At 72.1% G+C, this 26,556-nt stretch carries 20 protein-coding genes; 11 read left to right on the forward strand and 9 right to left on the reverse strand.

Features of this window, described 5'->3' with window-relative positions:
• Window positions 1–13: 13 nt before the first annotated feature.
• A complete protein-coding gene (locus P8R59_RS16555; protein ID WP_278101958.1) occupies window positions 14–1,153 on the reverse strand; it encodes a YlbL family protein in 1,140 nt (379 codons plus the stop codon).
• Window positions 1,154–1,278: 125 nt separating this feature from the next.
• Here P8R59_RS16555 and P8R59_RS16560 point away from each other — a divergent pair, with 125 nt between their 5' ends.
• Window positions 1,279–2,691 carry a zinc-dependent metalloprotease gene (locus P8R59_RS16560; protein WP_278101959.1) on the forward strand — a complete coding sequence of 471 codons (1,413 nt, stop codon included), beginning with the start codon at window positions 1,279–1,281 and terminating at the stop codon, window positions 2,689–2,691.
• A 740-nt stretch (window positions 2,692–3,431) separates the two neighbouring features.
• Here P8R59_RS16560 and P8R59_RS16565 read toward each other — a convergent pair.
• Entirely contained in the window at window positions 3,432–5,186 is a 1,755-nt protein-coding gene (locus P8R59_RS16565; protein WP_278101960.1) for an ATP-dependent helicase, read from the reverse strand.
• Entirely contained in the window at window positions 5,183–6,094 is a 912-nt protein-coding gene (nudC, locus tag P8R59_RS16570; RefSeq protein WP_278101961.1) for an NAD(+) diphosphatase, read from the reverse strand. The genes P8R59_RS16565 and nudC overlap by 4 nt, the downstream gene beginning before the upstream one ends.
• Window positions 6,095–6,158: 64 nt before the next feature.
• On the opposite strand from nudC, the gene P8R59_RS16575 reads away from it, so the two are divergent.
• The gene (locus tag P8R59_RS16575; RefSeq protein WP_278101962.1) at window positions 6,159–7,553 is read left to right on the forward strand and encodes a phosphotransferase; all 1,395 of its coding nucleotides are present in this window, start codon (window positions 6,159–6,161) and stop codon (window positions 7,551–7,553) included.
• A 64-nt stretch (window positions 7,554–7,617) separates the two neighbouring features.
• On the opposite strand, the gene P8R59_RS16580 is transcribed toward P8R59_RS16575, so the two are convergent.
• A complete protein-coding gene (locus tag P8R59_RS16580) occupies window positions 7,618–10,941 on the reverse strand; it encodes an ATP-dependent DNA helicase (RefSeq protein WP_278101963.1) in 3,324 nt (1,107 codons plus the stop codon).
• Window positions 10,902–14,117, reverse strand: a complete 3,216-nt coding sequence (locus P8R59_RS16585) for an ATP-dependent helicase (RefSeq protein WP_278101964.1) — start codon at window positions 14,115–14,117, stop codon at window positions 10,902–10,904. Before P8R59_RS16585 ends, P8R59_RS16580 begins: the two co-directional genes overlap by 40 nt.
• A 160-nt stretch (window positions 14,118–14,277) precedes the next feature.
• Here P8R59_RS16585 and P8R59_RS16590 point away from each other — a divergent pair, with 160 nt between their 5' ends.
• Both P8R59_RS16590 and P8R59_RS16595 read left to right on the forward strand, forming a co-directional pair.
• The gene (locus tag P8R59_RS16590; protein ID WP_077051768.1) at window positions 14,278–14,502 is read left to right on the forward strand and encodes a DUF3107 domain-containing protein; all 225 of its coding nucleotides are present in this window, start codon (window positions 14,278–14,280) and stop codon (window positions 14,500–14,502) included.
• A gap of 10 nt (window positions 14,503–14,512) precedes the next feature.
• A complete protein-coding gene (locus P8R59_RS16595; protein WP_278101965.1) occupies window positions 14,513–14,800 on the forward strand; it encodes a hypothetical protein in 288 nt (95 codons plus the stop codon).
• 56 nt (window positions 14,801–14,856) lie between these two features.
• On the opposite strand, the gene P8R59_RS16600 is transcribed toward P8R59_RS16595, so the two are convergent.
• Window positions 14,857–15,570, reverse strand: a complete 714-nt coding sequence (locus tag P8R59_RS16600; RefSeq protein ID WP_077051770.1) for a ferritin-like fold-containing protein — start codon at window positions 15,568–15,570, stop codon at window positions 14,857–14,859.
• 150 nt (window positions 15,571–15,720) lie between these two features.
• On the opposite strand from P8R59_RS16600, the gene P8R59_RS16605 reads away from it, so the two are divergent.
• Entirely contained in the window at window positions 15,721–17,181 is a 1,461-nt protein-coding gene (locus tag P8R59_RS16605; RefSeq protein WP_278101966.1) for a DEAD/DEAH box helicase, read from the forward strand.
• Between the two features lie 54 nt (window positions 17,182–17,235).
• On the opposite strand, the gene P8R59_RS16610 is transcribed toward P8R59_RS16605, so the two are convergent.
• Window positions 17,236–18,096 carry a PHP domain-containing protein gene (locus tag P8R59_RS16610; RefSeq protein ID WP_278101967.1) on the reverse strand — a complete coding sequence of 287 codons (861 nt, stop codon included), beginning with the start codon at window positions 18,094–18,096 and terminating at the stop codon, window positions 17,236–17,238.
• A 103-nt stretch (window positions 18,097–18,199) separates the two neighbouring features.
• On the opposite strand from P8R59_RS16610, the gene P8R59_RS16615 reads away from it, so the two are divergent.
• The 6 genes from P8R59_RS16615 to P8R59_RS16640 are packed head-to-tail and all read left to right on the forward strand — an operon-like array spanning window position 18,200 to window position 25,096.
• The gene (locus P8R59_RS16615) at window positions 18,200–19,231 is read left to right on the forward strand and encodes an endonuclease/exonuclease/phosphatase family protein (RefSeq protein WP_278101968.1); all 1,032 of its coding nucleotides are present in this window, start codon (window positions 18,200–18,202) and stop codon (window positions 19,229–19,231) included.
• 37 nt (window positions 19,232–19,268) lie between these two features.
• Window positions 19,269–20,687 (forward strand): aminopeptidase P family protein, encoded by a 1,419-nt coding sequence (locus P8R59_RS16620; protein ID WP_278101969.1) that lies wholly within the window; start codon window positions 19,269–19,271, stop codon window positions 20,685–20,687.
• The gene (locus P8R59_RS16625; RefSeq protein WP_278101970.1) at window positions 20,684–22,465 is read left to right on the forward strand and encodes a gamma-glutamyltransferase family protein; all 1,782 of its coding nucleotides are present in this window, start codon (window positions 20,684–20,686) and stop codon (window positions 22,463–22,465) included. Before P8R59_RS16620 ends, P8R59_RS16625 begins: the two co-directional genes overlap by 4 nt.
• A gap of 56 nt (window positions 22,466–22,521) precedes the next feature.
• Complete coding sequence (locus tag P8R59_RS16630; protein WP_278101971.1) at window positions 22,522–22,881, forward strand: hypothetical protein; 360 nt, start codon at window positions 22,522–22,524, stop codon at window positions 22,879–22,881.
• A complete protein-coding gene (locus P8R59_RS16635; protein ID WP_278101972.1) occupies window positions 22,878–24,605 on the forward strand; it encodes a hypothetical protein in 1,728 nt (575 codons plus the stop codon). The genes P8R59_RS16630 and P8R59_RS16635 overlap by 4 nt, the downstream gene beginning before the upstream one ends.
• Complete coding sequence (locus tag P8R59_RS16640) at window positions 24,602–25,096, forward strand: hypothetical protein (protein ID WP_278101973.1); 495 nt, start codon at window positions 24,602–24,604, stop codon at window positions 25,094–25,096. Before P8R59_RS16635 ends, P8R59_RS16640 begins: the two co-directional genes overlap by 4 nt.
• On the opposite strand, the gene P8R59_RS16645 is transcribed toward P8R59_RS16640, so the two are convergent.
• Both P8R59_RS16645 and P8R59_RS16650 read right to left on the reverse strand, forming a co-directional pair.
• Window positions 25,093–25,779 carry an alpha/beta hydrolase family protein gene (locus tag P8R59_RS16645; RefSeq protein ID WP_278101974.1) on the reverse strand — a complete coding sequence of 229 codons (687 nt, stop codon included), beginning with the start codon at window positions 25,777–25,779 and terminating at the stop codon, window positions 25,093–25,095. The genes P8R59_RS16640 and P8R59_RS16645 overlap by 4 nt on opposite strands.
• The gene (locus P8R59_RS16650; protein WP_278101975.1) at window positions 25,776–26,519 is read right to left on the reverse strand and encodes a general stress protein; all 744 of its coding nucleotides are present in this window, start codon (window positions 26,517–26,519) and stop codon (window positions 25,776–25,778) included. The genes P8R59_RS16645 and P8R59_RS16650 overlap by 4 nt, the downstream gene beginning before the upstream one ends.
• Between the last annotated feature and the right edge of the window lie 37 nt (window positions 26,520–26,556).

The raw sequence follows: 26,556 nt of genomic DNA on the forward strand, positions 1-26,556 counted from the left end.
TATGCCGTGGATACTACGATCCCGAGGCGGGTGTCCCGTCGCAGGTCGGAAGGGCGTCCAGATCGCCTCCGTCGCGGATCGCCTCGAGCGCGGTGAGGGAATCCTGCAGGGTGGAGACGGAGAACACGCGGATGCCGTCGGGCACGTGTCCCACCACCTCGTCGCAGTTGGACTGCGGCGCGAGGAACCACGTGGCACCGGCGTCGCGGGCCCCGTAGAGCTTCTGGCGGATGCCGCCGATGCCGCCCACGTTGCCGTCCGCATCGATGGTGCCCGTGCCGGCGATGTGCTGACCGCCGGTCAGGTCGCCCGTGGACATCTTGTCGATGATGCCCAGGGCGAACATCATGCCGGCACTCGGTCCGCCGACGTTGTTGATCTGGATCTTGACGTCGACCGGGAGGTCGAAGGTGAGTGTCAGTCCGACCCCGAGGAGCCACTGCTGCTGGCCGTCGACATCGGTCAGGCGCGGCGTGACGGACACCGAGCTCTGCGCGCCGCCGCGGTCGATGCCGAGCGTCACCGGTGCACCACCGCCGGCCTGCACGGCCGACCGGATGTCGGTCACGCTCGCGACGGGCTGGCCGTTCAGCGAGGTGATGACGTCGCCGAGCTCGAGCACCCCCGCCGACGCGCCCGAATCGTCGATGGTCCCCACGACCACGTCCTGCGGAACGGTGTAGCCGAGCTGGCGGAGAGCGGCGGCGGAGGCCTCGAGCTGCGAGTCGCTCATCAGAGCGGCGTTCTCGGTGTTGCGCTGCTCGGTCGACTGTCCGGACGGGAAGATGCGATCGAGCGGAACCACCGCGCGGGACGGGTCGAACCACGCCTGCGCGAGTTCGATCCAGCTGGGGGTGCGCTCGCGATTGCCGTTGATCTGGACGGTCAGCAGGTCGAGTCGGCCCTCCGACGGCGTGTCCTTCTCGTCGGGCACGGTGATGAGCGGCACCTCGTTGCCGTCGGCGTCGGTCGACGTGCCGAGGGTGTTCAGGACGGGCCCCGGCTGCTGGATGACGTACGGCGACGGCAGGAACGACAGCACGAGCAGCACGAGCACCGACACGGTGAGGGACCACACGCCGACGACGGTCGATCGGCTCCGCTGCCGCCGAGGGACGGGCACGACGGAGACGTTCTCGTCGAACAGGGTCACGGGTCCTACCTTTGCCGGGTCGTTCGCGCGCGGCGTAAGCGGCGAGGGGCCGAGCCGAGAGAAGCGAGGAATCGTGCGACTAGCGTAGATGCCGTTCCCCTTGACCCGGCTGAAAGGCGGCTGAAGTGGCAGACGACGACCGGAACCCCGAGGAGGAGTTCCAGGAGCTCATGCGGCGCCTGATGTCGGGCGACACCTCCGGCCTGGATGCGGCGGAGCTCTCGCGTCTGTCCGGGATGCAGATCGACCCGGCGATGATGCAGGCGGTCATGAACCAGCTGCAGGGCGCCTTCGCGAACCCGCAGGACGGCATCGACTGGAGTCTGGCCGAGCGCCAGGCGCTGCACATCGCGAACCAGGACGGACTGGGTGTTTCTGCCGGAGAGCGCACCGACCTCGACCAGGCGTTCTCGCTCGCCGCCCTGTGGCTCGGCGAGGCGACCACCATCAGCGACCTTCCGCGCCCGCCGAAGGCCGTCACCCGCGGCGCGTGGGTCAGCGCCACTCTCCCGGTGTGGCAGGAGTTGGCCGAACCGGTGGCCACGAGCATCGCGGACGCGCTCACCGACGCGCTCGGGCAGCAGGCCCCCGACGACATGCAGGATCTGATCGCGGGAGCCGGGCGGCTCATGCGGACCGTCGGCGGCTCGCTCTTCGCAACCCAGCTCGGCCACGTCGTCGGTCGCCTGTCGACGGAGGTCGTGGGCGGCGGCGACGTCGGCATCCCCGTGATGCCCGACGGCGATGCGGCGATCCTTCCGCAGAACTTCGCGGACTTCGGGCGCGACCTCGAGATCCCCGACGACCAGCTGGCGCTGTACCTCGCGACGCGCGAACTCGCGCACGCCCGCCTGTTCCGTCACGCCCGCTGGCTCCGCCTGCACGTCATCTCGCAGGTGCGGGAATTCGCCCACGGCATCCGCGTCGACACCGATGGACTGGAAGAGCTCGCGTCGCGCTTCGACCCGTCGCAGCCCGACGAGCTGCGCAGCGCACTCGAGAGCGGCGCCCTCCTGCCGCAGCGGTCGGAGGAGCAGACCGCTGCGCTCACGCGTCTCGAGAACCTCCTGGCCACGATCGAAGGATGGGTCGACGTCGTCACCGACGACGCCACGTCGCGTCTCCCCTCCGCCGCCCGCATCGCCGAGGCCGTGCGCCGTCGCCGCGCCGTCGGCGGTCCCGCCGAGCAGGCGCTGGGTTCGCTCGTCGGGCTCGAGCTGCGCCCCCGTCGCATGCGCGAAGCCGCGGCGATGTGGCGAGCGGTGACCGACGCCGTCGGCGTCGCCGGGCGCGACGCGCTGTGGGACTACCCCGACCTCATGCCGACGGCGGAGGACATCGACGACCCCGCAGGTCTCGTGGCACGGCTCACGGCCGCGTCGCGCGGCGAGACGGCCCCCTCGGATGCCATGGACGACGCGCTCGCGCAGCTCATCGCCGAAGAGACGGCGGCCTCGTCCGGCACCGGCGACGAGGGCGACCCGGCCGCCGACGACGACGGCGAGGAGCCGACGCCCGGCGACCAGCGCCCGGTCTGAGGCCTCCTCCCCAGGGCCCCTGCGACGCCGGGGCCCTGGGGACAACGCCGCCGGCGTGCCGCACCCGCGCCATCATCGGGGCATGATCCGACTCGACCCCTCCGCTCCCCCGCTCTGGCGCCACGACGGCGCCGTGCAGTTCGGTTCTCCCGCGCGGGCCCACCTGGCGCACCGCCACCGATGGACCGATCCCGCCCTCACCGCGCTCGAGTCCGGCACGTCGCGGGCGGCGCTTCGGGCGCTGATCCGTGTGCACGGCGGTCGCGACCGCGACGCCGACGACCTGGTGTCGCAGCTCTCGCCGGCGCTCGTGCGACGACGGCGGACGCCGGCGATCGCGCTCCAGGTGGCCGACGACCTCCCCGCCGGGGCGGTGCGCGCCGTGCTGGCCGCCCTGCCCGCGCGAACACCCCGTGTGGACTGGGCAGGGCCCGCGACCCACCCCGCGCCCCCGGGCTCCCGGGTGCTGCTCCTCGCGGCGCACCGTGTCGACCCACGGCGGGCGGTCGACCTGATGCGCCACGACGTCGTGCACCTGCCGCTCGTGCTCGACGGCTCCGCCGCGACGGTCGGCCCCGTGATCGCCCCCGGCGCGACGGCATGCCTGAGTTGTCTGGATGCCACCCGTCGACAGGACGACCCCTCCTGGCCCCTCGTCGCCGCGCAGCTGCTCGCGCGCCCGAGACCCGCGATCGACGTGGCCCTCGCGGCCGAGGCGGCCCGCGCCGCACGCCATCTGCTCAGCGGTCGGATCGACCCCGTGACGCGCTCGCTGCACCTGCGCGTCGACTCGCTCCAGCGGGCCTGGCGAACGCATCGGCCGAGCGCAGACTGCCGCTGCCGATCTCTCGAAGGAACCGCGACGGCGTCCGCTCCGATCGTCCTCGCCCGCGCGACCAGCTCACCGACAGCGTTCGCGCGGCCCGCGTGACGCCGACGTAGGCCAGACGCCGTTCCTCGTCGACGGCCTCGAAGGTCTGCGCGTAGGAGATCGGCAGCAGACCCTCGCTGACCCCGACGAGGTGGACGTGATCCCATTCGAGGCCCTTGGCCGCGTGGAGCGTCGCGAGCGTCACCGTTCGCGTCGCCGGCTCGTGCTGATCCTTCGCGCGAGCCTGCAGGTCGTCGGTGAACGAGCGCAGGTCCGTCCCCTCGGGCGCCTCCTCGGCCAACCGCAGCAGCGCCGCGCGCGCCTCCCACGCGTCGCGGAGCGCTCCGCCCGCCGCGGGGGGCTCGTCGGTGAGCCCGACGCTGCGCAGCACGTCGCGGACGGTGGCGAGGAACCCGGTATCCAGAGGCGCGACCGACGCCGCTCGCAGAGCCATGAGCGCCTGGCGCACCTCGGGGAGGTCGAAGAACCTCCGGCCGCCGAGCACGGTCGCCGCCAGCGACTGCTTCGCCAGGGCGCTCAGCAGGACCGCCGACTGCGCGTGCGAACGGTAGAGCACAGCGATGTCGCGCGGATCGGTGCCGCCGCGGACGGCCGCGGCGATCGCCGCGGCGACCCCCTCCGCCTCGGCCTCCTCGTCGTCGAACGCGCGCACCGTGGGCACCGGCGCGTCCTGCGGTTCCGCGGCGACGAGTTCCAGGGCGCCCGGGCGGCCGCGCATGAGGTCATTCGCAACGGCGAGTACGGCGGCCGTCGATCGGTAGTTGCGCTCGAGCCGCACGACGCGCGCATCCTCGTGGGTGCGGTCGAACTCCAGCAGATACCGCGCGTCGGCACCGGTGAACGAATAGATCGTCTGGCTGGCGTCGCCGACCACGCAGAGGTCGCGCCGGTCGCCGAGCCAGAGTTCGAGCAGGCGGTTCTGCAGCGGCGACACGTCCTGGTACTCGTCCACCGTGAAGTGCCGGTACTGCTCCCGCACGGCCGCCGCCACCCGGGGCTCCGCCTCGATCATGCCCGCGCAGGTCAGCAGCACGTCTTCGAAGTCCATCTGCCGACGCTCGTCCTTGAGCTTCTCGTAGGCCCGCTGCAGCGCCACGACCTGATCGACGCCGAGGCGACCGACGCCACCGGGGCGCTCCGCCGCGTACTGCTCGATCGACCGCATCGTGACCTTCCGCCACTCGATCTCGCCGGCGACGTCGCGCAGGGTCGCGGTGTCGGGCGAGAGCCCGACGCCGTCGGCGGCGTGGGCGAGCATCCGGACCTTGTTGTCGATGATGCTCGGAGCCTGATCCCCCGCGAGCGTCGGCCAGAAGAAGTTCACCTGCGCCAGGGCGGCCGCGTGGAACGTGCGCGCCGAGACGCCCGTCACCCCGAGCGCCCGGAGTCGACCGCGCATCTCGCCCGCCGCCTTCGCCGTGAACGTCACCGCCATCACCCGCTGCGGCGAATACGCACCGGTGTCGACGCCGTGCGCGATGCGTCGCGTGATCACCCGGGTCTTGCCGGTGCCGGCGCCGGCCAGGACGCAGACCGGCCCCCGCAACGCGCGGGCCGCCTCGAGTTGATGGTCGTCGAGCCCGCTCAGCGGATCGACGCTCATTCGATCCCCCGGTACCACTCGTCGATGAGCCGGTGGGCGATGGATGCCGTTCCGGGCAGCTGCACCGCCGTCTCGCCGCGCAGTGCCGCACCGATCTCCGCCCGATCGAACCACCGCACCTCGACGATCTCCTCGCCGTCGGCGCGCGCTTCGTCGTCACGGATCGCGCGTGCGCGGAAGCCGAGCATGAGGGAGCGCGGATACGGCCACACCTGCGACCCGCGGTACCGGATCGCCTCGAGACGGACGCCCGACTCCTCCTCGACCTCCCGGCTCACCGTGGCCTCCAGCGACTCCCCCGCCTCGGCGAATCCGGCGAAGCACGAGTACCTGCTGCCGCCCCACGCCGCGTTCGCCCCCAACAGCACACGATCGGGGTCGTCGGCGGAGGCCACGAGCACGATGACGGCGGGGTCGGTGCGCGGGAAGTGCTCGCGACCGCAATTCGGGCAGTGCCGCGACCACCCCGCCTGTCGTAGCACCGTTCGCGTACCGCACGCGGGGCAGAAGGCCGCGTCGCGCAGCCAGCCGGCCAGTGCGACAGCCGTGCCGAGGATCTCCGCCTCATCGGCCGGCAGGTCACCGCCGACCGCGCGGAGCGGCGACCACCGGGCCGCGGCAGGTGCCTCGGCATCCGACTCGTCCTCCACGACCGCCAACAGCAGCGCCGCACCATCGGACGCCCGTCCGAGGAACGCCCACTCCCGGGCGGCGAGGACGGCCGGAACCCCGACGAGGACGAGCCGCTCGTCGGCGACGGGCGCCGCATCACCCCGCACGGCGAGGACCCGCGTGTCGGGCGCCGCACGGAGGGCGCCGAGCAGGTCGTCGACGTCGCGCTCCGCTCCGGCACGGCCGAGGGCCCCTCCGGGCCAAGAACCAGGAACCGCGGGAACGGACGGCGGCATCGAACACCTCTCTCAAGGGCGTGGCGAGGGGGGATCGGGCGAGCGACCGACCTACCCTGGGGGCATGGCACGCTCGCCCCTCACTCTAGCCGCGTCCGCGACGGCGGCCCTGCCCGGTATCGGTGTGACGAGCGCAGCTCCGCTCACCGAGAACGCGGCCGGTCGCTTCGACTCCGCGCTCCTCTCGCTCGCCGACGGGCGCACGGTCGTCGTGCGGATGCCGTCGGGCGAGGAGACGGCGGCCGACCTCGCCGCCGAGTCCCGCGCCCTGCACGCGCTGACCTCCGGTGTCCGTGCGCTGCTGCCCTTCGCCGCCCCCGAGGTGGTCGGCGAGAACGGCTCCGGTGAGAACCGCGTGCTGGTCGTGGACGTCGTCGACGGCTACCGCATCGATCCGGGCGAGCTTCCGAAGGGCCCGGGGTACGCGCCCGCCATCGGCGGCGCGCTCGCGGCCGTCCACGCTCTGCCCGTCTCGATCGTCCGTACCGACGGGCTGCCGGTCCGGGCGCCCGAGCAGGTGCGCGATGACGTCGCGCGACTTCTCGACCGTGCCGACGCGACGGGCAGGGTTCCCGACGGGTTGATGATGAGGTGGCGGCGCGCGCTCCACGAGCCCGACCTGTGGCGGTTCGAATCCGCCGTGGTTCTCGGCGGTGCCACCAGTGCGTCGATCCTCCTGGTCGACGACGCCGACGGGGTGCCGCGGGTGAGCGGCATCCTGGATTGGTCGGGACTCAGCGTCGGCGACCCCGCCGTCGACCTCCGCTGGCTCGCTTCCGCCCCCACCGCCGTCGACGACGTGTACGACGGCTACGCGGCCTCCGGCGAACGTTCACCCGACCCGCTCCTGCGTGAGCGCGCCCGCCTCTACGCCGAACTGGAGTTCGCGAAATGGCTCGTGCACGGGCACGACGCCGGCGAGCCCGAGGTGGTGGCTGACGCGGTCGCCCTGCTGGAGGCCCTCGCCGAGGGGGTGCGGGGCGATCACATCGTCGCCTCGAACCGGTCGGACATCGACGACGCGCTCGCTCTCGTCGAGCGGGTCCCCCCGACCGCCGCCTCGGTCGTGGACACCTCGATGCAGACGGACGCCTACGACCCCGAGGCTCTGTCGCTGTATCTCTCCGCCGAACGCGACCGGGCGGCGGCCGCCGCCGCGCTCGCGGACGCGCAAGCGCGCGAATCCGAGGGCACCGTGACGGAGTTCGGGGTGAGCGACCTCCCGGACGAGCCCGGTCCGACCGCTCCGATCGACCTCGAGGGTTGGACGCCCGCCGGCGTCTCCCCGCGCGCCGCCGAGGCGTCCGCCGCCGACTCCGCGGCAGACGCCGGGTCCGCGTCGACCGGCGAGAGCCTCGACGCGGCTAACCTGCACCAGGACATCGACGATGAAGAGGATGCCGCGCGCGCCAGCCGTGCCGCGCTGCGTCGCTGGGGCGTCGCCCGCGACGGAGCCTGACCGGACCCTCGGTCGCTCGGCACGCCCCGCCCCGGCCACGCGCGTCGTCCGCGCGGGGAGCTGATCAGCCGCGGAGCACGATCTCGTCCCCGACGTAGAAGAGCGTGACGTCGATCAGGTCGAACGGCACCCCGTGCTTGGCGTGGTAGGCCTCGCGGTACAGCTCGAGCTGGAGCATGCGCGACCGACGTTCGGCCTCGTTCGTCGGCGGCCGACCGGTCTTCCAGTCGACGATCTCGAACCGCTCGCCGCGCCGGTAGACGGCATCGAGCTTGCAGATGACGACGTGGGGACGTCCGTCGAGCCGCGTCGTCACGAAGTCGATCTCGGTCTCGACCTCGAGGGGCTGCAATCCCGCCCACTCCGACCTCTCGAAGATCTCGCGCAGCCGGCGGAGCTCTTCGGCGTCGGCCGCCGAGGCACCGTCGTCCTCGTCGTCCCAGAGGCCGGGATCGTCGAGCCCCGAGCCGGAACCGACGATGCCGGACCGCTTCTCGACCCACGCGTGGAACAGGGTTCCGAGGCGCGTCTGCCGGTACGGCCGCTCCGGCAGCGGGCGACGGAGCTCCTCGACGGCCCCGCCGTAGTCCGCGACGAAGTCCTTGAACTTCGACGCCGGGATGCGCGTGGGGGCGGGAGCGTGCGAAGGACGCAGGCGGTCGGCGCGTTCGGCCAGCAGAAGCTCCAAGTCAGCATCCGGATCCGACGGAGCACGCGTGCGCGCGGCAGTCACGTCGGCGACCGCGGCGGTCACCGCAGTCCGGCGCGCACCGAGCGGGTCGAGGGGCCAGTGCAGCAGCCGGCGTTCGCCGTCGTACGGATCCTCACCCGGGTCGCCGACGCCGAGGTCGAGGCCGAGAGCGGCGGTGGCCTCGTCCAGGAACACGCTCGGTGTGCGCGGGCGTTTCGTGCCCGACCAACTCGACCCCGACAGCAGCAGGTGGTCGCGGGCGCGGGTGAAGGCGACATACGCGAGGCGGCGATCCTCGTCGAGCTGCCGCGCACGGTTCGCCTCGACGAAGGCCTCGATGGCCGCCTTCAGCTCCTGCTGGGTCTCGGCACCCCGCCACCCCAGGACCGGCAACCAGGCCGAGTCCCCGCGGAACTCCGACGGTAGGATGCCGAATCCCAGCCACCCCTTCGTGTCGCGGGCGAGCGACGGCAGCTCGTCCGTGACGAGGCGCACGACGGCGACGGCATCCCACTCCAAGCCCTTGGACCCGTGGATCGTGAGGAGCTGGACCACATCGTCCTCGGGCGGCTCGGTACGCGGCGCGAACTCGTCCGCCTGCTCGGCGTGGTCGAGCCAGGCGAGGAGGCTCGTCACCGAACCGGACTCGTCGGCGGCGAGGAAGCCGCGGATCTCGTCGACGAATGCGCGCAGCTGCGCGGAGGCGATGCGCGCCGGCCCGCGCGACTCGTTCGCCGCCAGTTCGACGTCGAGGCGCAGCTCGGTCTCGATGAGGCGGATGAGTTCGGGGATCGGCGCACCGATGTTGCGGCGCAGGCCCGCGAAGACGGCTCCCGCCTCGCGGAGACGCGCGCGCCCCTCGTCGGTGAGGTCGGCGAGCCACCCGTGACCGTCGGTCTGACGGGCGACGAAATCGAGTGCGTCCACGAGGGACGCCCGGTCGGCCCCGGGGGTCGACCGCAGACGCTCGACCACCTCGGGCGCGAGCGGCTGCAGGGCGACGTCGTGCGTGGCGAGGCGCCGCGCGAGCTGCGCGAGGGCGCGGAGGTCCGCGAGGCCGATCGACCAGCGCGGACCCGACAGCAGACGGATCAGCGCCGACCCCGCCTCGGGATCGCTGATGACGCGCAGCGCCGAGACGACGTCGACGACCTCCGGGGTCGTGAGGAGTCCCCCGAGTCCGAGGATCCGGTGCGGGATGCCACGCCTCCCGAGCGCGTCGCCGAACCGCACCATGTGCTTCTTGCTCCGGAACAGCACGGCACCGGTCGTGGGGCGCTCCTGCGCCGCACGAGTCGCCCGCACGCCGGCGAACCACGCGGCGACGCGGTCGGCCTCGGTGTCGAGGTCGCGCTCGAAGAACGCTTCCACCAGACCCGCCGGCGCGCCCGGACGCGGGAGGAGCTCCTCGACGGCGACCGGAGAGCGACTGGCGAGCGGCGCCAGGACGGCGTTTGCCGCCGTCAACACGCTCGCGCTGTTGCGCCAGCTCGTCAGCAGAGAGAAGGTCTGGCATCCCCCCTCCGGGGCGAACGCGGCGGGGAAGCCGCCCAGATTGCCCGCGCTCGCTCCGCGCCACGCGTAGATGGCCTGGTGGGGGTCGCCGACCGCCATGACCCCCGTCCCGGCGAACAGGGTCGAGAGCAGGTCGGTCTGGACGACCGAGGTGTCCTGATACTCGTCGAGCAGGACGACGCGGTAACGGGACCGAAGCTCGTCGACCACGGCCGGATGCTCGCGGACGATCCGCAGGGCACCGGCGACCTGGTCGGCGAAGTCCATGACTCCCAGCCGCGCCTTCTCCCGGTCGTACGCCTCCGCGAGCTCGGCGAGCAGCCCCAGAGCGGAGACCCGGGATGCCGCGTCCGCGACGTCCTTGTAGACGGTGACGCGCGAGGAGGTGGACGGGCGCTCGACGATGCGGCCGAAGTCGGAGGGGAACGCCGCCAGCCGCTCGAGGTCGACCAGGTTGTCCACGCTGTCGCGAGCGATGCGGAGCGCCGCGTCGATGAGGGTGCGCGGGGACTCCTGGCGCTCCTCCAGCCGCGGGTCGTCCGACGTGAACACGACGCGTCGCATGAGGAGCCACGCCGCGGATTCCGACAGCACGGCCGCCTCGGAATCCCGGCCGATCCGCAGACCGTGCTCCCGCACGATCGAGTCGGCGAAGCTGTTGTAAGTGGACACCGTGGGGCGGTGCAGCAGCTGGTCGTCGTCGCCTCCGGCGTCGCCGTCGATTCCGCCCTCCTGGGCGAGCGCGTCCAAGACCCGCCGTCGTTCGGCGTCGCCGCGCGCTCCCTCGACCCGCGCGAGATCGGCGAACACGTCGAGACGCCCCTCGGCGTGCAGGGCGGTCAGCCGCGGAAGCAGCCCTCGCGCCTCGAACTCCGACAGGCGGTGCAAGCGTCGGTGGATCCGTTCGGCGAGTTCGCCCGCCGCCTTGCGCGTGAACGTCAAGCCCAGCACCTCGTCGCGGCGGACGAGACCGTTGGCCACGAGCCACACGACTCGTCCGGCCATGGTCTCGGTCTTGCCGCTTCCCGCACCCGCGACGACGAGGGCGGGCGAGAGCGGGGCCTCGATCACCGCGGTCTGCTCCGGGGTCGGCGGGAACTGGCCGAGCGCGGCCGCGATCGTCGCGGCGGACAGCAGCGCGGTCACGACGCGCTCACCGCCGAGACCGTGTGGATGCGACACAGACCGAACGAGAACTCGTCGCGGCAGTGCACCTCGTACGGAGCGGCGAAACGGTGCCCGCGCATCACCCCGACCGCGTGCTGCACCCGCTCGACGAACTGCGTGCGGGCGTCGTCGTCGAACGGGGGCTGGTGCGGCTCGGCGTAGTCCTTCGTCGCGGCGGTCGGACGCAGCACGAGCAGCTTCGCTCCCCCGGCCGGCATCCCGGCCACCTGCTCGATGGCGCCCGACGAGAACGCGAGCTGGTACGCCGCGAGCTGCGGGTTGTCGGCGACCTTCGCATCGGTCTGGGGCTCGCTCTTGCCCGTCTTGAGGTCGACGATGACGACCTCGCCCTGCGGCGTGATCTCGACGCGGTCGATGTCGCCGCTGAGGATCGCCCCGTGCTCCCCCGCGTCGGCCACGGGGATGGTGACCTCGAAGTGGCGCTCGGCGCCGACGAGGCGACCGCCCGCGTCGTCGAAGCGGCGCAGATACAGCGCCAGCCGTCGGATGAGTTCGCGGGCTCGCACGCGTTCTGCGCGTTCGCGCCAGGCGGCGTCGAAGACGAGTTCGCCCCAGCGCTGCTCCACGACATCCCACAGCGCCTGTTCGGAACCGTCGGCCGCGGTCTCGAGCGCGGCGTGGATGATCGTCCCGACGCCGGCGGTCGTACCGCTGCGATCACCACCGAGGTCGCCGATGACCCAGTCCAGCTCGCACTGCTCGAGCGCGTGCAGTCGGGACGGCGACACCCGCACGTCCTCGCGGTCCAGGTCGCGCAACGGCGCCGTGGAACTCGGTGCGGCCACGCCGTACCACTGCTCGGGTGCGGCGCCGGGCACATCGGCGGCCGCGAGCAGCGCGAGCTGTCCGGCCGCGTGGCGTCGATCCCGCGCCGGCGAACGGGGCGACGTCAGCGTCCGACGGTGGCGCGCCACCAGACCCCGCAGCGAGAGCGGGTGCTCGGGCACGGATGCCGCGGGCTCGGGTGCCGGCAGCATCTCGAAGAGGACGCTCGGCCCGGTGTCGTCGTCGTCGACCGCCGTGGCGATCAGGCGCGAATGCGCCCGCGAGAGGGCCCGGACGAACAGCCGCAGCTCGTCGTGCATCGCGGCCCGGCGCCGATCGAGCATGCCCGCGGCGGGAAGGTCGGGGTAGTGGACGGCGTCGGCGAGGCGCCAGGTCTCGAGCAGCCCGCCCCGCAGCCGCGTGTTCGGCCACACGCCCTCTTGGACACCGGCGATGACGACGGTGTCGAAGGCGGTTCCCGCCGCGGCGGCCGGTGTGAGGACGCGGACGGTGTCGACGACGGCGGCCTGCTCGATCCGGTCTTCGGCGACGTCGCTGTCGAGGACCGACCGGAGGAAGACGGCGGCCTCGCCGTCGGGCTCTCGCTCGGTGAACCGCTTGGCGGCCTGGAACAGCGCGACGATCGCGTCGAGATCGCGGTCGGCCTGCTCCGCGAGCGGCCCATGTCCGCGCGACGCCTCGCGCCACGGACGGGAGAGACCGCTGCGCTCCCACGCGGTCCAGAGGAGCTCGTGGGCGGTCGCCCGCTGCTCGGACTGCGTCCGCAGCGCCGCGAGCGTTTCCCCGACGCGCGTCGCACGGCGGGCCTCGCGAGTATCGATCGTGGCGAACTCCAGCGGATGCCGGAGACCCGAGGTGAGCAGCTCGGCGGCGGAGCGCGACCCTCCGGCGGCGAGCTCCTCCTGGCGGAGCGCGGCACGCAGGCGTCGGAGCTCGATGGGATCGAGCCCGCCGTACGTGCCGAGGAGCGCGTCGAGCACGGCATCCGGCGCCCAGGTCTCGGGGTCGCGCATGCCGAGTTCCACCAGGGCGACGAGGTCACGCACCGGACGCTGGGCACCGAGCGCCGACCCGGGTCCGCTGGCGCGCGCCGGGACCTCGCGAGCGGCGAGTTCGGCCTCGAGGGCCGCGACCTGCCGTGAATCGTGGGCGACGACCGCGCACGAGCTCCAGGGCACGCCGTCGAGGACGTGCCGTTCGCGCAGGAGACGGGCGATCGCGTCCGCTTCCTCGGCGGGCGAACGCAGGAGGAAGGTGCGCACCGACCCCTCGGGCGCCGCACCCGCCGGCGGCCGGCGGTGGGCGACCACGCCCGCGGCGCCGATGCGCGCCGCGACGCTTCGCACGAGGTCGATCTGCTCGGCGGTCCCGCGGTGCGGCTCGCCCAGCGCCGCGAGCGTCCCGAGCTCAGCCGCGAGGCGCGCGAAGTTCTCGGGTGTCGCCCCGCGGAACGCGCCGGAGCCCACATCCGGGTCGCCGAACGCCACCACGCCCATCCCCCGCGCCCGGCACGCCCTCAGCAGATCGATGGCGCCAGAGGTGAGCTCCTGCGCGTCGTCGACGAGGATGCAGCGGATCGCGGCGAAGCGTCCGAGGAGCTCGCGGTCGGTCGCCGCCTCGTCGATGACGGCGACGGCTTCGCGGGCCAGATCGGCGGCATCGCGGTGGGCGCCGCGCATCTGGGCGCGTACCGCGCGGTATTCGGCCGCGAACGACCCGACCGCCGCCCAGACGGGAACCGCGTGCCGGTCGGCCAGCTCGGACAGGTCGTCCGGTGCGAGCCCGAGGTCGGTGCACTCGGCCAGGAAGGCCCGGAGATCCCCGCGGAAACCACGGGTGGCTCGGATCGACGGCCCGAGCCACTCGGGCCACCGCGAACGACCCTCGGCTTCGTCGAGCGCATCGCCCTCGAGGAGTTCTCGGATGATCTGGTCCTCGTCGCCCCCGGTCAGCAGTTGGGGCGGCTCGGCCCCGCGCCGGACCTCGGCACCCCGGACGATCTGGAACGCGGAGGATGCCACCGAACGGGCGAGTGCGCCGGCCGTGGCGCGGTCGACGGCGAGGGCGAGACGGTCGCGGAGCGCCGTCGCCGCGGGGCGCGTCGGAGTCAGCACGAGGATGTGGTCGGGGTCGACGCCCCGGGCCACGAGGGCGCGGACGCGCGCGAGCAGCGTCGAGGTCTTCCCCGAACCCGGGGCGCCGACGATCGCGCCGCTCGCCTCGGGCGCCCAGTCGACGACGGCACGCTGCTCGACGTCGAGTTCGGCCTCGGCGAGCGGGCGCGCGGCCCCCGGTTCGCCGAGCGCTCGCGGGGCGGAATCCGCACCGGTCGCGGGCACCCGACCGCCCTCTCGGGCGAGGGTCACGGCATCCGGATCCAGCATGTGTTCCACGCTAGCCGCGGCCCCCGACACCGGCCCCGCGACCCGCCCCGTTCGCCGTCCGCGAAGCCGGGTCCCCCGCGGGGAACCCCCCTCCGCTGGTGTCGTAGAGTCGGATCATCGCGCCGGGCGGACCGAGTTGCCCGGGCGGAAAGGGAGCACCGTGGAGATCCGCATCGGCATCACCAACACCGGCCGCGAGCTGAACTTCGAGACCGGTGAGTCCTCGGATGCCGTGAAGTCGTCGATCGCCGCGGCGCTCGACCAGTCCGCCACCCACGTCACCTTCACCGACGTCAAGGGCAACTCCTACATCGTCCCGACCGCGAACCTCGCGTTCGTCGAGCTCGGCACCGAGGAAGCCCGCCGGGTCGGGTTCGTCGCCTGAGCCACCGGCCGTGCAGATTCTCCTCGCGCTGATCTTCGGCGCGGTCGTCGGTCTCGCCGCGCACTTCCTGCTGCCTCACCGGGAGTTGCGCGGAGTCGTCCTGTCCCCGTTCGCGGGTGCCGCCGCCGCGGGCGTTTCGTGGACGGTCCTCACGTGGGCGGGCATCGGGTCCGACTCCCCGGTCCCGTGGGTCGTCTCGATCCTCGCGCCCGCGGTCACGACGCTCGTCCTCATCCCGGCCGTCTCGCGAGTACGCCGACAGGCGGACGCCGAACTCCGGGCGCGCAGCGGCATCTGACCCCCGGCATCCCGCGAGCTCCGACCGCTGCGGCGCCGCCGCACGAGGCGACGTCCTCAGGCCGCGAGGCCCATGGCATCCATTCGCCGGGCGTGAGCGCCCATGAGTTCGGTGAACACCGGCTCGACCTTCGCCTCCTCGGCGCTGTCCAACCGGGGGTGGGCCAGCGCCGCGCGGGCGACGAGCAGGGTGTCGCCGACGAGGCGCCTCCCCCACAGCGCGAGCAACCAGCGCCATTCCTCGTCGCTCGCGATCGTCGCGCCGAGGATCTCGACGATGGCCTGGCGATCGTCGTCGGCCTGGAGGATGCGCGCCACGCGACGGCCGGTGTCGCCGTAGCTCGAGGACAGTGCGAGGTAGAAGTCGTCCAGCATGCCCGCGGTGATGTGGACCGACAGCATCGTCTCCTGCGGACGCACGCCGTGCGTGTTGCGCCGGAACGCGTCCAGCGACTCGCGGAAGGGCAGCATGAGCTGCGTGGGGTCGGCGCCCCGTTCGCGGATGAGCGCGACGATCTCCTGGTGCTTGATGAGCGCCGCGCCGGCCGCCCGCGAGAGCGACTCCTTCTCGGCGAGTTCGGGAGTGGAGGCGATCAGCTCGCTCAACGTCTCGAAGAAGCCGAGCTGCAGGTAGGCGGCCTGACCGAGGAAGGTGTCGATCTCGGGAGCGAGCTCGGCGAAGTCGACACGCATCGCGTCGCCGAGGTCTCCGCGCGACCGCAGCTGGAGCGTGCGACCGACCGGTCGACGACGACGGAACCACTCGAACACGCTCTACAGCCTAGGCGTCGGACCCCCGAAACACGCGCCGGGTAGAGTGGACTCGCCCCGGCGATGGATCGGGGCCCCGCGCCTGTGGACGAGTGGAGGGCGTGGATCCGACTCCCCAGGCGGTCTCTCACCGCCGGAACAGGCACGCTCATGACGACTTTCGCCGAGCTCGGCGTCGATCAGGACATCGTCGATGCCCTGGCATCCAAGGGCATCGTGGATGCCTTCCCGATCCAGGAACAGACCATCCCCCTCGGCCTCCCGGGCCAGGACATCATCGGCCAGGCCAAGACCGGAACTGGAAAGACGTTCGGCTTCGGCATCCCCGTGGTCCAGCGTCTCGGGCTGAACCCCGAGCCCGGCGTGAAGGCGCTCATCGTGGTGCCCACCCGCGAGCTCGCCGTCCAGGTCTACGAGGACATGGACATGCTGACGCAGAACCGCGCGACCAGCGTGGTCGCGATCTACGGCGGCAAGGCGTACGAGGGGCAGATCGACCAGCTCAAGGCCGGCGCGCAGATCGTCGTCGGTACGCCCGGTCGCCTGATCGACCTGAACAACCAGCGCCTGCTCGACCTGTCGGGCGCGATCGAGGTCGTGCTCGACGAGGCCGACAAGATGCTCGATCTGGGCTTCCTCGCCGACATCGAGAAGATCTTCCAGAAGGTCCCCGCCGTCCGCCACACGCAGTTGTTCTCGGCCACCATGCCGGGGCCGATCGTGGCGCTCGCCCGCCGCTTCATGTCGAACCCGATCCACATGCGCGCCAACGACCCCGACGAGGGCCTCACCCAGGCCAACATCAAGCACCTCGTCTACCGCGCGCACTCGCTCGACAAGGATGAGGTCATCGCCCGCATCCTCCAGTCCGAGGGACGCGAGAAGGCCGTGATCTTCACCCGCACCAAGCGGGCAGCCCAGAAGCTCGTCGACGAGCTCAACGACCGCGGCTTCAACGCCGCCGCCGTGCACGGCGACATGAGCCAGGAGGCGCGTGAGCGCTCCATGGCCGCCTTCAAGGCCGGCAAGCGGGATGTGCTCATCGCCACCGACGTCGCCGCGCGCGGGATCGACGTGAACGACGTCACCCACGTGATCAACCACACGATCCCCGACGACGAGAAGACCTACCTGCACCGCGCCGGTCGCACGGGTCGCGCCGGCAAGACCGGCATCGCCGTGACCTTCGTCGACTGGGACGACCTGCACAAGTGGGCCCTCATCAACCGCGCCCTCGAGTTCGGCCAGCCCGAACCGACCGAGACCTACTCGTCGAGCCCGCACCTGTACACCGATCTGAACATCCCCGAGGGCACCAAGGGCCGGCTCGTCACCGCACCCAAGGCAGCGCAGGCGCCGAAGGTCGAGAAGACCGACACCGCCGAGGGATCGGATGCCACCGGCGAAGGCGCCTCGCGCCGCCGCCGTCGTCGTCGCGGCGGTTCCGGCACCGGTGAGCAGGGCACCGAGTCCGCGACGCCCCGCGCCGCGGGTGCGGGGACGCACGATGGAGGCGGCAGCGAGCACCACGACGGCAACGCGGCTCCGCGCCGTCGGCGCCGCCGTCGCAGCAGCGGATCCGGGGGCGGCACGACCGCTCCGGTCGCCTGACCCGACCACGCACGCACGGCGCCGTTCCTCCTCGGAGGGGCGGCGCCGCCGCGTTCAGGGGAAGACGGGTGCCGAGCCGGTCCCGGCCGCGATCAGGCGCGCCACCATGTCGTCGTCGGTCGTGTTCTCGCCCGGCAGATTGGGCTTTCCGAGTCCGTGGTAGTCGCTGGAACCGGTGACGATCAGGTCGCGTTCGTCGGCGAGCCGCGCGAGGGCGGCCGTGGCATCCGGGAGATTCTCGCGATGACGCAGCTCGAAACCGGCGAGGCCCGCGGCGAGCATCGCCTCGAGGACCCGACGCGGAAGGAGCGCGCGCCCGGCGGGGTGGGCGACGATCGGCACGCCTCCGGCGCCCACCACCAGCTCGACCGCGGTGACGGGATCGGGGGCGTAGAGCGAGACGTAGTACTCATTGCGCGGGTGAAGGATGCTCGCGAACGCCTCGGTGCGATCGGCGACGATCCCCCGCGCGATCAGCGCATCGGCGATGTGCGGGCGCCCGACCGTGGCGCCGTCTTCGGTCTGAGCGACGATGTCGCCCCAGTCGATGTCGAAGTCGCGCGAGATGCGCTCGGCCATGATCTGCGCGCGATCCAGCCGCGACGACCGGATCCGGTCGGTCATGGCGCGCAGGTCCTCGTCGTCGGGATCCACCAGATACGCCAGCAGATGGACGCTGCGCCACTCGTGCTGGGCCGACAGTTCCATGCCGGGGAGGAACGTCATCCCGAGCGATGACGCGGCCTCGGCCGCCTCGGCCCACCCCGAGGTGGTGTCGTGGTCGGTGAGGGCCACGGTCCGCAGGCCGTGCCGGTGGGCCGCCGCCATGACGAGCGAGGGCGACTCGGTGCCGTCGGAGTGCGTCGAGTGGAGATGAAGGTCACTGGGTCCTTCGAATCGTCGATCTCGCTCCACCCGTCGAGCGTACCGCCCGAGCCCGAGCGACCGCGGCCGGCGTGGAGCCGCCGGAGAGGCGGCATCCGTGGATCTCCCAGGCGCCTCGCCTACGGTCGAGTGCGTGCGTCGGCTGTTCGGAATCGTGTTCGCGCTCGTGTGCGCTGCGGCGGCCACGGCGCTGACGTGGCCGACCCTGTTCGGCATCGAGCGGACGTTCCCGCTCGCGCAGATCATCTCGTTCCGCGTTCCGCTCGCCGCCGGGTTCGTCGCGGCGGCCGCCCTGGCGCTGCTGTTCGCCCTCATCCGGCCGCTGCGGGCACTGGCGCTCACGCTGACGGTGATCTTCGTCGCCGCGGCCGGTGTGAACGGCGCGATGGTGCTGCAGCGCGGCACCGGCACCGACGGTCTGCCGGAGAAGACCGACACGAGTCTGCGCGTGATGACCTGGAACACCGCGGGTTCCGCCACCTCGGCCGAGTCGATCGCGCAGTTCGCCGTGGGCATGAAGGCCGACGTCGTGACCCTTCCCGAGACGACGATCGAGACCGGCACCCGGGTGGCCGAGCTGATGCGCGACATGGGGCAGCCGATGTGGGCGCACCACGCCGAGTACGGCGAGTACGGCATCACCGGATGGGATGCCACCTCCACCACCGTGCTGATCCGGCCCGAGCTCGGCGACTACAGCGTCATCGAGTCCTCGCTGGATGGATCGAGCAACACCTCGACGGTGCCGAGCGCCGTCGCGATGCCGGTGTCCGGCAACGGCCCGATCATCGTGGCCGCCCACGCGGTCGCACCGCGCCAGGAGTACATGACGCAGTGGCGTTCGGACCTGCAGTGGCTCGCCGACCAGTGCGCGACCGACAACGTCATCCTCGCCGGGGACTTCAACGCCACGCTCGACCACATGACCGGCCTGGGCGTCGAGGGCGGCACCCTGGGACGGTGCCGCGACGCGGCGTCGGAGAGCGGCAACGGCGGGATCGGCACGTGGCCGACGGACTTCCCGGCCCTGCTGGGCGCCCCCATCGATCACGTCATGGCCACCCCCGACTGGACAGTCACGGGCTCCGTCGTGATGCGGACGCTCGACGGTTCGGGCAGCGACCACCGGCCCATCGTCGTGCAGTTGGAGCGCACGGCGGGCTGACCGTGCGCTCGCGCGCCGGCGGTGCGAGACTGGGGTGATGGACTCCCCCGCCGACCGCGACACGATCGCCTCCGCTCCGCAGAAGCCCGTCGAGACCACGACGAACCGCAAGGCACCCTTCCCGCGCGGATTCCTCGACACCATCTCCACCGGCTGGGCCGAGCGCCCCGAGACCCTCCCGGCACCGCGCGAGCAGGCCGCATGGGCGGCACGTCGCCGCGAGCGGGTGTCGGCGGCGTTCCCGGGCGAGCGTCTCGTGGTGCCCGCGGGATCGCTCAAGCAGCGCAGCAACGACACCGACTACCCGTTCCGCGCCCACTCGGCCTTCGCGCACCTCACCGGGTGGGCCTCGGATGCCGAGCCCGACTCGGTGCTCGTGTTCGAGCCGCGTGACGGCGGGCACGACGCCGTGCTGTACTTCCGCGAGCGCGCCGACCGGACGACGCCAGAGTTCTACGCCGACGCCACGATCGGGGAGTTCTGGATCGGTCCGCGCCCCGCGCTGGCCGGCGTCGCCGCCGATCTGGGACTGGCGACCGCCCACGTCGACGGCTTCGTCTCGACGGATGACGACCGCGTCGTCGGCGCCGACGACGAGCTCACGCGTTTCGTCTCCGAGCTGCGTCTGGTGAAAGACGAGTACGAGCTCGCCCAGATGGCGCTGGCCGTCGAGGTCACGGCATCCGGATTCGACGACATCATCGCCGAGCTCCCCCACATCGTCGAGCACCCGCGGGGCGAGCGCGTCGTCGAGGGCGTCTTCCACCGCCGTGCGCGCGCCGACGGCAACGCCGTGGGGTACGACACGATCGCCGCGTCGGGGCCCCACGCCTGCTACCTGCACTGGACCCGCAACGACGGGGCCGTCGTGCCGGGCGACCTCATCCTCATCGACGCCGGTGTCGAGGTCGACAGCCTGTACACCGCCGACATCACGCGCACGCTCCCCGTCTCGGGACGCTTCACCGAGGTGCAGCGTCGCGTCTACGAGGCCGTCCGTGAGGCCGCGGATGCCGCCTTCGCCGCGGCGCGTCCGGGCGTGCCGTTCCGACGCGTGCACGAAGCGGCGATGGAGATCATCGCCGCCCGCGTCGCCGAGTGGGGCCTGCTCCCGGTGACGGCACAAGAAGCGCTGGATGCCGATCAGGGCGGCCAGCACCGGCGGTACATGGTCCACGGCACGAGCCACCACCTCGGCATCGACGTGCACGACTGCGCACAGGCACGTCGCGAGATGTACTACGACGGCCTGCTCGAGCCGGGCATGGTCTTCACGATCGAGCCGGGCCTGTACTTCCAGATCGACGATCTCACCGTGCCCGAGGAGTACCGCGGGATCGGGGTGCGCATCGAGGACGACATCGTCATGACCGCCGACGGCCCGGTGAACCTGTCCGCGGGGATTCCGCGGACCGCGGACGAGGTCGAGGAGTGGATCGCGCGGCTCGCGCGATGACGTTCACCCCACCCGCGTCGTTCGCGACGCGGCCGACGCTGCGCGGATCCTTCGGCATGTCGGCATCCACGCACTGGACGGCCACGGCCACCGCGCAGTCCGTCCTGGAGCGGGGCGGCAATGCGTTCGACGCGGCCGTCGCGGCTGCCTTCGTGCTGCACGTCGTCGAGCCGCACCTCAACGGCCCCGGCGGCGACCTCGTCGCGATCGTGCGCCCCGCCGGCAGCGACGAACCGCTCGTGCTGATGGGACAGGGACCCGCACCGGCCGGCGCGTCCGTGGAGGCGTTCCGCGCGCGCGGCCTCGACCTCGTGCCCGGCGCGGGCGGGCTCGCGGCCGCGGTGCCCGGCGCCGTCGACGCGTGGCTGCTGCTTTTGCGCGATCACGGCACGTGGGACCTCGCCGACGTGCTCGACTACGCGATCGGCTACGCGCGCGACGGGCACCCACTCGTCGCCGGCGCCGCCGTGACGATCGGCCGGGTCGCCGACCTGTTCCGCGACCACTGGACGACCTCGGCCGACCTGTGGATGCCGACCGGCGCGGCGCCCGCGCCGAACACGATCGTCCGCAACCCGGCGTACGCCGGCGTGCTGGAAGGTCTCCTGGCGACGGGATCTCCTGCCGACGGTCGGGAGGCTCGGATCGACGCGGCCCGACGCGAGTGGATGACGACAGTGCTGCCGCGGGCCGCCGCGTTCGCGCGCATCCCCCATCGACACTCGGACGGCGGCGATCATCCCGGCGTGCTCGACGACGCCGATCTCGCGGGGTGGAGCGCGTCGTTCGAGCCGGCGGTCTCGGCGACGTTCCGCGGATGGCGGGTCTTCAAGGCCGGCGTGTGGACCCAGGGTCCCGCCCTCCTGCAGACGCTGCGGATGCTCGACCCGCTCGACGACGAGCTCCTCGACCCGTCGACGGCGGCCGGTGCCCACACCCTCCTCGAGGTGCAGAAGCTCGCGTACGCCGACCGCGACGCGTGGTTCGGCGATGCCGACGTCGCTGCCGACGTCGACGCCCTGCTCGCCGACGAGTACCTCGCCGAACGCGCCGCACTGATCGACGACGCCGCCAGCCCCGCCCTACGCCCCGGTTCTCCGGACGGTCGCCCGCCCGTCCTGCCGCCGCTCCGGACGGATGCCGGAGTCACGAGTGCCGGCACCGGCGAGCCGACGGTGGATCGGAGCGGGCAGACCCGCGGCGACACCTGCCACCTCGACGTCGTCGACCGTTGGGGCAACGTCGTGTCCGCGACGCCCTCCGGCGGATGGCTGCAGTCCTCCCCCGCGGTGCCCGACCTGGGATTCTGCCTCGGGACGCGCCTGCAGGCCACGTGGGTGATGACCGGGCACCCGGCATCCCTCATTCCGGGTCGGAGGCCCCGCACCACGCTCACCCCGACGATGCTGACCCGCGGCGAGGAGGTCATCGCGATGGGGTCGCCCGGCGGCGACCAGCAGGACGCGTGGCAACTGCCCGTCCTCCTCCGCATGCTCATCGGGGAATACGAGCCGCAGCAGGCGATCGACGCCCCCTCGCTGCACACGACCGGGGTACTCGATTCGTTCTGGCCGCGAACCTGGACTCCGTCCGGCGTCGTCGTCGAGAACCGCATCGGCGACGAGGTCGTCGCGGAACTCGAACGCCGCGGGCATGCCGTCCGGCGGGCCGGCGAGTGGGCGCTCGGACGGGTGAGCGCCGTCGGCCGTGACTCCTCCGGGCTGCTGTGGGCCGCCGCGAACCCGCGCGGGATGCAGGGGTACGCCGCCGGCCGGTGACGAGGTTCTCCACAGGGTGAAAACACGGCGGTGCGCGTTTGCCTACGATCCCGCGCATGTCGTACTCGGTGGATCCCCCGCAACTGATCGGTCTCGGCGAGCGCATGCGTCGCTCGTTCGACGAGCTCGACGAGGCCGCCCGCGGGCTGCGGAGAGCCGCGGATGCCGCGGCCCTCGGACTCGTGCGCGCCCTGCCCGCCCACGGCGCCCTCGTCGAGCTGACCGCCGGGCGCATCGATCTGGCGCACCGCATCGTCGCGCGCGGCCGAGCCGTGCTCTCGGCCCTCCAGACCGTCGTGCTCGCCTACCTCACCGCGGATGAGGAGATGGCCGGCGCGGCCGAGGTCGCAGCATCCGATGCCGCCGCCGTGACGAATCCGTTCGACCCGATCGTGTTCGGACGGAGACGTCTGTGAGCATGGCGATCGCGCTCCCCGATCCCCCGGCGGAGCCGGAACGTCTGCGCGAGAACGCGGCTCGTCTGCGCACGACGTCGGAGCGATACGAACTCCTGGTCACGCAGGCGCTCTTCGCCTGGAGCCTCCTCCCCGGGGCCTACCGCGCCCCGGAAGCCGACCTCCTGCACGCCTCACTCGCCACGACGCATCCTGCAGCCGCAGAGATCAGCGACGGTCTCATCTCCGCATGTCGTGCGCTGGAGCGGTTCGCGGACGAGATCGACGACCTCGCGCGCCGTCGCACCCTGCTCGCCGACAGACGGGATGCCGGTCCTCCGGCGGATCTCTGGGACGAGAGCGCCGACGGACCGGCCGCGGTGCTGAACGATCGCCGCCGAGACGAGTGGGCCAGCGGGCTCGCTCGCGAAGCCGCCGATCTCGACGAGGCGTACGACGACGCGAGCCGACGCTGCGCGTCCGCCCTGCGCGCGATACCGGACGTCGCCTGGACATCGCTTGCTGCATGGAGTGGTCCCGAGGCGTCGGGGCCCGTGGGCTCCATCTCCGACGCGGCGGGCCTCGCTCTGCTCGAACGGCTGTCCGCGGAACGCGATCCCGCACGACTGCTCGTCGAGCACCCCGAATGGGCGGGCATCATTCGCGGCACCGGTCCCGCCGCGGTCGCCGAGTGGTGGTCCCGCCTCGATCGACGGACGGCCGACGCTCTCGCGACGACAGCGCCCTCGCTCGTCGGCAACCTCGACGGACTGCCGATCGCCGAACGCGTCGAGGTCAACCGTGGTCGCGCGAGCGAATATCTGCGCGAGTTGCGCACACGACGACAGGCTCTCGAGGCTCTGCGCGCCCCTCGCTCCCGAGCGAACGCACTCGAGGTCCTCGATCGCCGGACGGAACGCGCGCGCCTCGACCGCGAGATCGCGTACTTCGACGCCGTCGCGAACGGGACGAAGCAGCTTTACGCGTGGGATCCGGAGCACGGCTCATTGATCGAGATGGCGGGCGATCCGTCCACGGCGAAGGCCGCCCTCTTCGTCGTTCCCGGGACGAACGCGAAAGCGGAAGCGTTCATGTCCGAGCAGCCGATCACCCGATTCGCCGACTGGCAGGTGAGATCGGGCGGCGCATCCGTCGTCGCGTTCACCGTGATGACTGGGCCGATGCCGCAGTTGGACAAGAACCTCCTGCATACCGGCCCAGAGTGGAATTCGATGGCGGTAGACCGCGGACCCGAGTACGCCCGCTTCATACAGGGAATCGGAAGCGTGCAGCCCGACCTCTGGACGATGAGCTACGAGCACTCCTACGGAGGAGCCGTCGGCAGCGAGGCGGAGAAGAACGGCGGCATCGTCGATGCGCGATTCCTCGCCGCGAGCGTCGGCGCCGTCGGCCCCTTCGAGCCGAACCCGGACACGACCTACTTCGCGGCGCAAGCGCCGGACGACATCAACAGGTATTACGCGGGGCTCGGTCTGGGGCCAGCAGGTTTCACCGTCGCGCCCGAATCGATCCCTGGGGTGCACATCGTCGACTCGGGCATACGGGGGTTCGATATGGGGGCAGTGATCCCGTACGCGATGACCGGCAATCCCGGGTACCTTCCCGCGATCGTCGACCAAAGCGTCGACCACCACAACGCACTGATGAGCGACGACGAGTCCGTGAATGGGAAGGTCCTAGACCGGGTCCGGTCAGTCCTCGACGATGGGGGAAGAGCATCGTGAGATGCGCCATCCTTCCCCCACTGATTGTCGCCTCGTTGCTTATGCTCGCGAGTTGCGCGAGCGCCAAGCTCCCGCCCTACTCGCAAGTTCGGGACGAAACACTGGCCGTCCTCGACGCCGTTGCGAAGTCGGTTCCCGAAGCCACGGAGATCGCCCGTACGCCTGAATTCGATCCGTACCCATGCAACGAGAGGCTGACATTTGGAACGCAGTCGGGTGCGTTCTTCACAGGGCAGTGGACAATCTATGTAGACGCGGACTTCGACGTTCCGGACTTCGTCGAACGCGTCCCCCAGATATTGGGAGAAGGGTGGGAGGTAGACCCGCTTGGTATTCCGCTGAGCTTCGCGCAGGTTCGCATGATCCGCGAGTCACCGCACATGTCATTGACCGTCGAAGAGTCGGTCCAGGGCGATCGCAAGGCCGTCGAGCTGCTGGCGATGTCGCAATGTGGTGTCCCACCGCTCGGCGACGACACGCCGACGAACTAGCTCCCCGCCACCCCCGCCACCCCCGCCACGAACTCCCCCACGACCCCGGCCAGCCCGGCGCCGATCTCCTCGGCGGGCCGACGCGCGCCCTTGACCTCGAAGGAGTGGTTGGCTCCCTCGACCCACTGCACACGCGCGTCGAGGCAGGTTGCGACGACCGCGTCGAACTGCTCGCGGGGTGCGATGAACGGATCGTTCTCCCCCTCGACGAACAACTGCGGCACGGTGATCGCGGGCAGGTGGTCGGCGCGAGGCTTGTCGGGACGACCCGGGGGGTGCAGCGGATACCCGAGGTAGACGAGCGCGCGGGGCGACAACGCGCCCTCCGCGGCGGCGACCGAGGCCATCCGGCCGCCGTACGACTTCCCCGCGGCGACGAACGACCCGATCCCCTGCTCGCCGAGCCACGCCTGCACACCCGCCCACGTGGCGACGGCATGGGCGGCGGGGCCCGGCATCCGTCGACCGGCCTCCACGTACGGGAACACGAAGCGCAGAACGGAGAAGCCGTCGCCGGCAAGCGCCGACGCGAGGCCCTCGAGGAAGGGGTGGTCCATTCCCGCACCGGCTCCGTGCGCCAGCGCGACCGTCGCCCGAGCGTCGGCGACCTCCGCCCAGAGACCGGAGACCTCCGCCTCACCCGTCGGCAACGCGACGGGGATGCGAACGTCGCGCGCGCTCACCGCTCGTCGCGCGACGCGTCCGACTCGTCCGACCGGGGCGGCGACGCCGGCGCGTCAGGGTGCGTCGGCTCCTGCGTCTCGACAGGCGGAGTGGGCCGCGGGGCGACCCGCTCACCGTACCGGGGCGGCTCGTCGTCGGCCGGACGCGACGGAACCGGGGGCCGCGGGGGTACCGCGGGCGACGACGCGCCCGGGTTCTGCACACGCTCGCCGTACAGCGGCGGAGCCGCGTCCGCCGTGTCCGGGCGGGCCACCACCGTTCGGGAGGCGCCCACGGGCCCGAGCACGCCCCGCGCCTTCGCGACGCTCCCCGCCGCCACGCAGACGTCGTAGTGGTCGGCGGTCACCTGCATGACGGACGCGAAGTCTCGACGCCGGCGCACGATCGCGTACGTGCCGAGGCTGAGGAGCATGCCGAGCGCCATGCCGACCAGCAGCACACCGAGGAATGCGGAGATCTGCACCGTGGGCGTGCCCAGCACGAAGATGAATGCGAACAGGAGACCGAGCATCAGACCGTTGAGCGCGCCCGAGCGTGCCGCCGTGGCGTAGCCGAGACGACCGGTGATCCGCTCGATCGAGCGGAGTCCGCTCCCCACGATCGCGATGTCGCGCGCGGGAACCTCGCCCGCGATGAGCGAGGACACGGCCTTCTGCGCCTTCTCGTACGTCGGGAACGACGCGACCTTTTCGCCGACCTCGTCCCGACCCGCGCCCATCGGTCCCGCGAACATGCTCATTTCCCCATCTTGTCACGCGGCCCTGTGGGCGCGATGG

It is taken from the genome of Microbacterium proteolyticum (assembly GCF_029639405.1).
Lineage (GTDB): Bacteria > Actinomycetota > Actinomycetes > Actinomycetales > Microbacteriaceae > Microbacterium.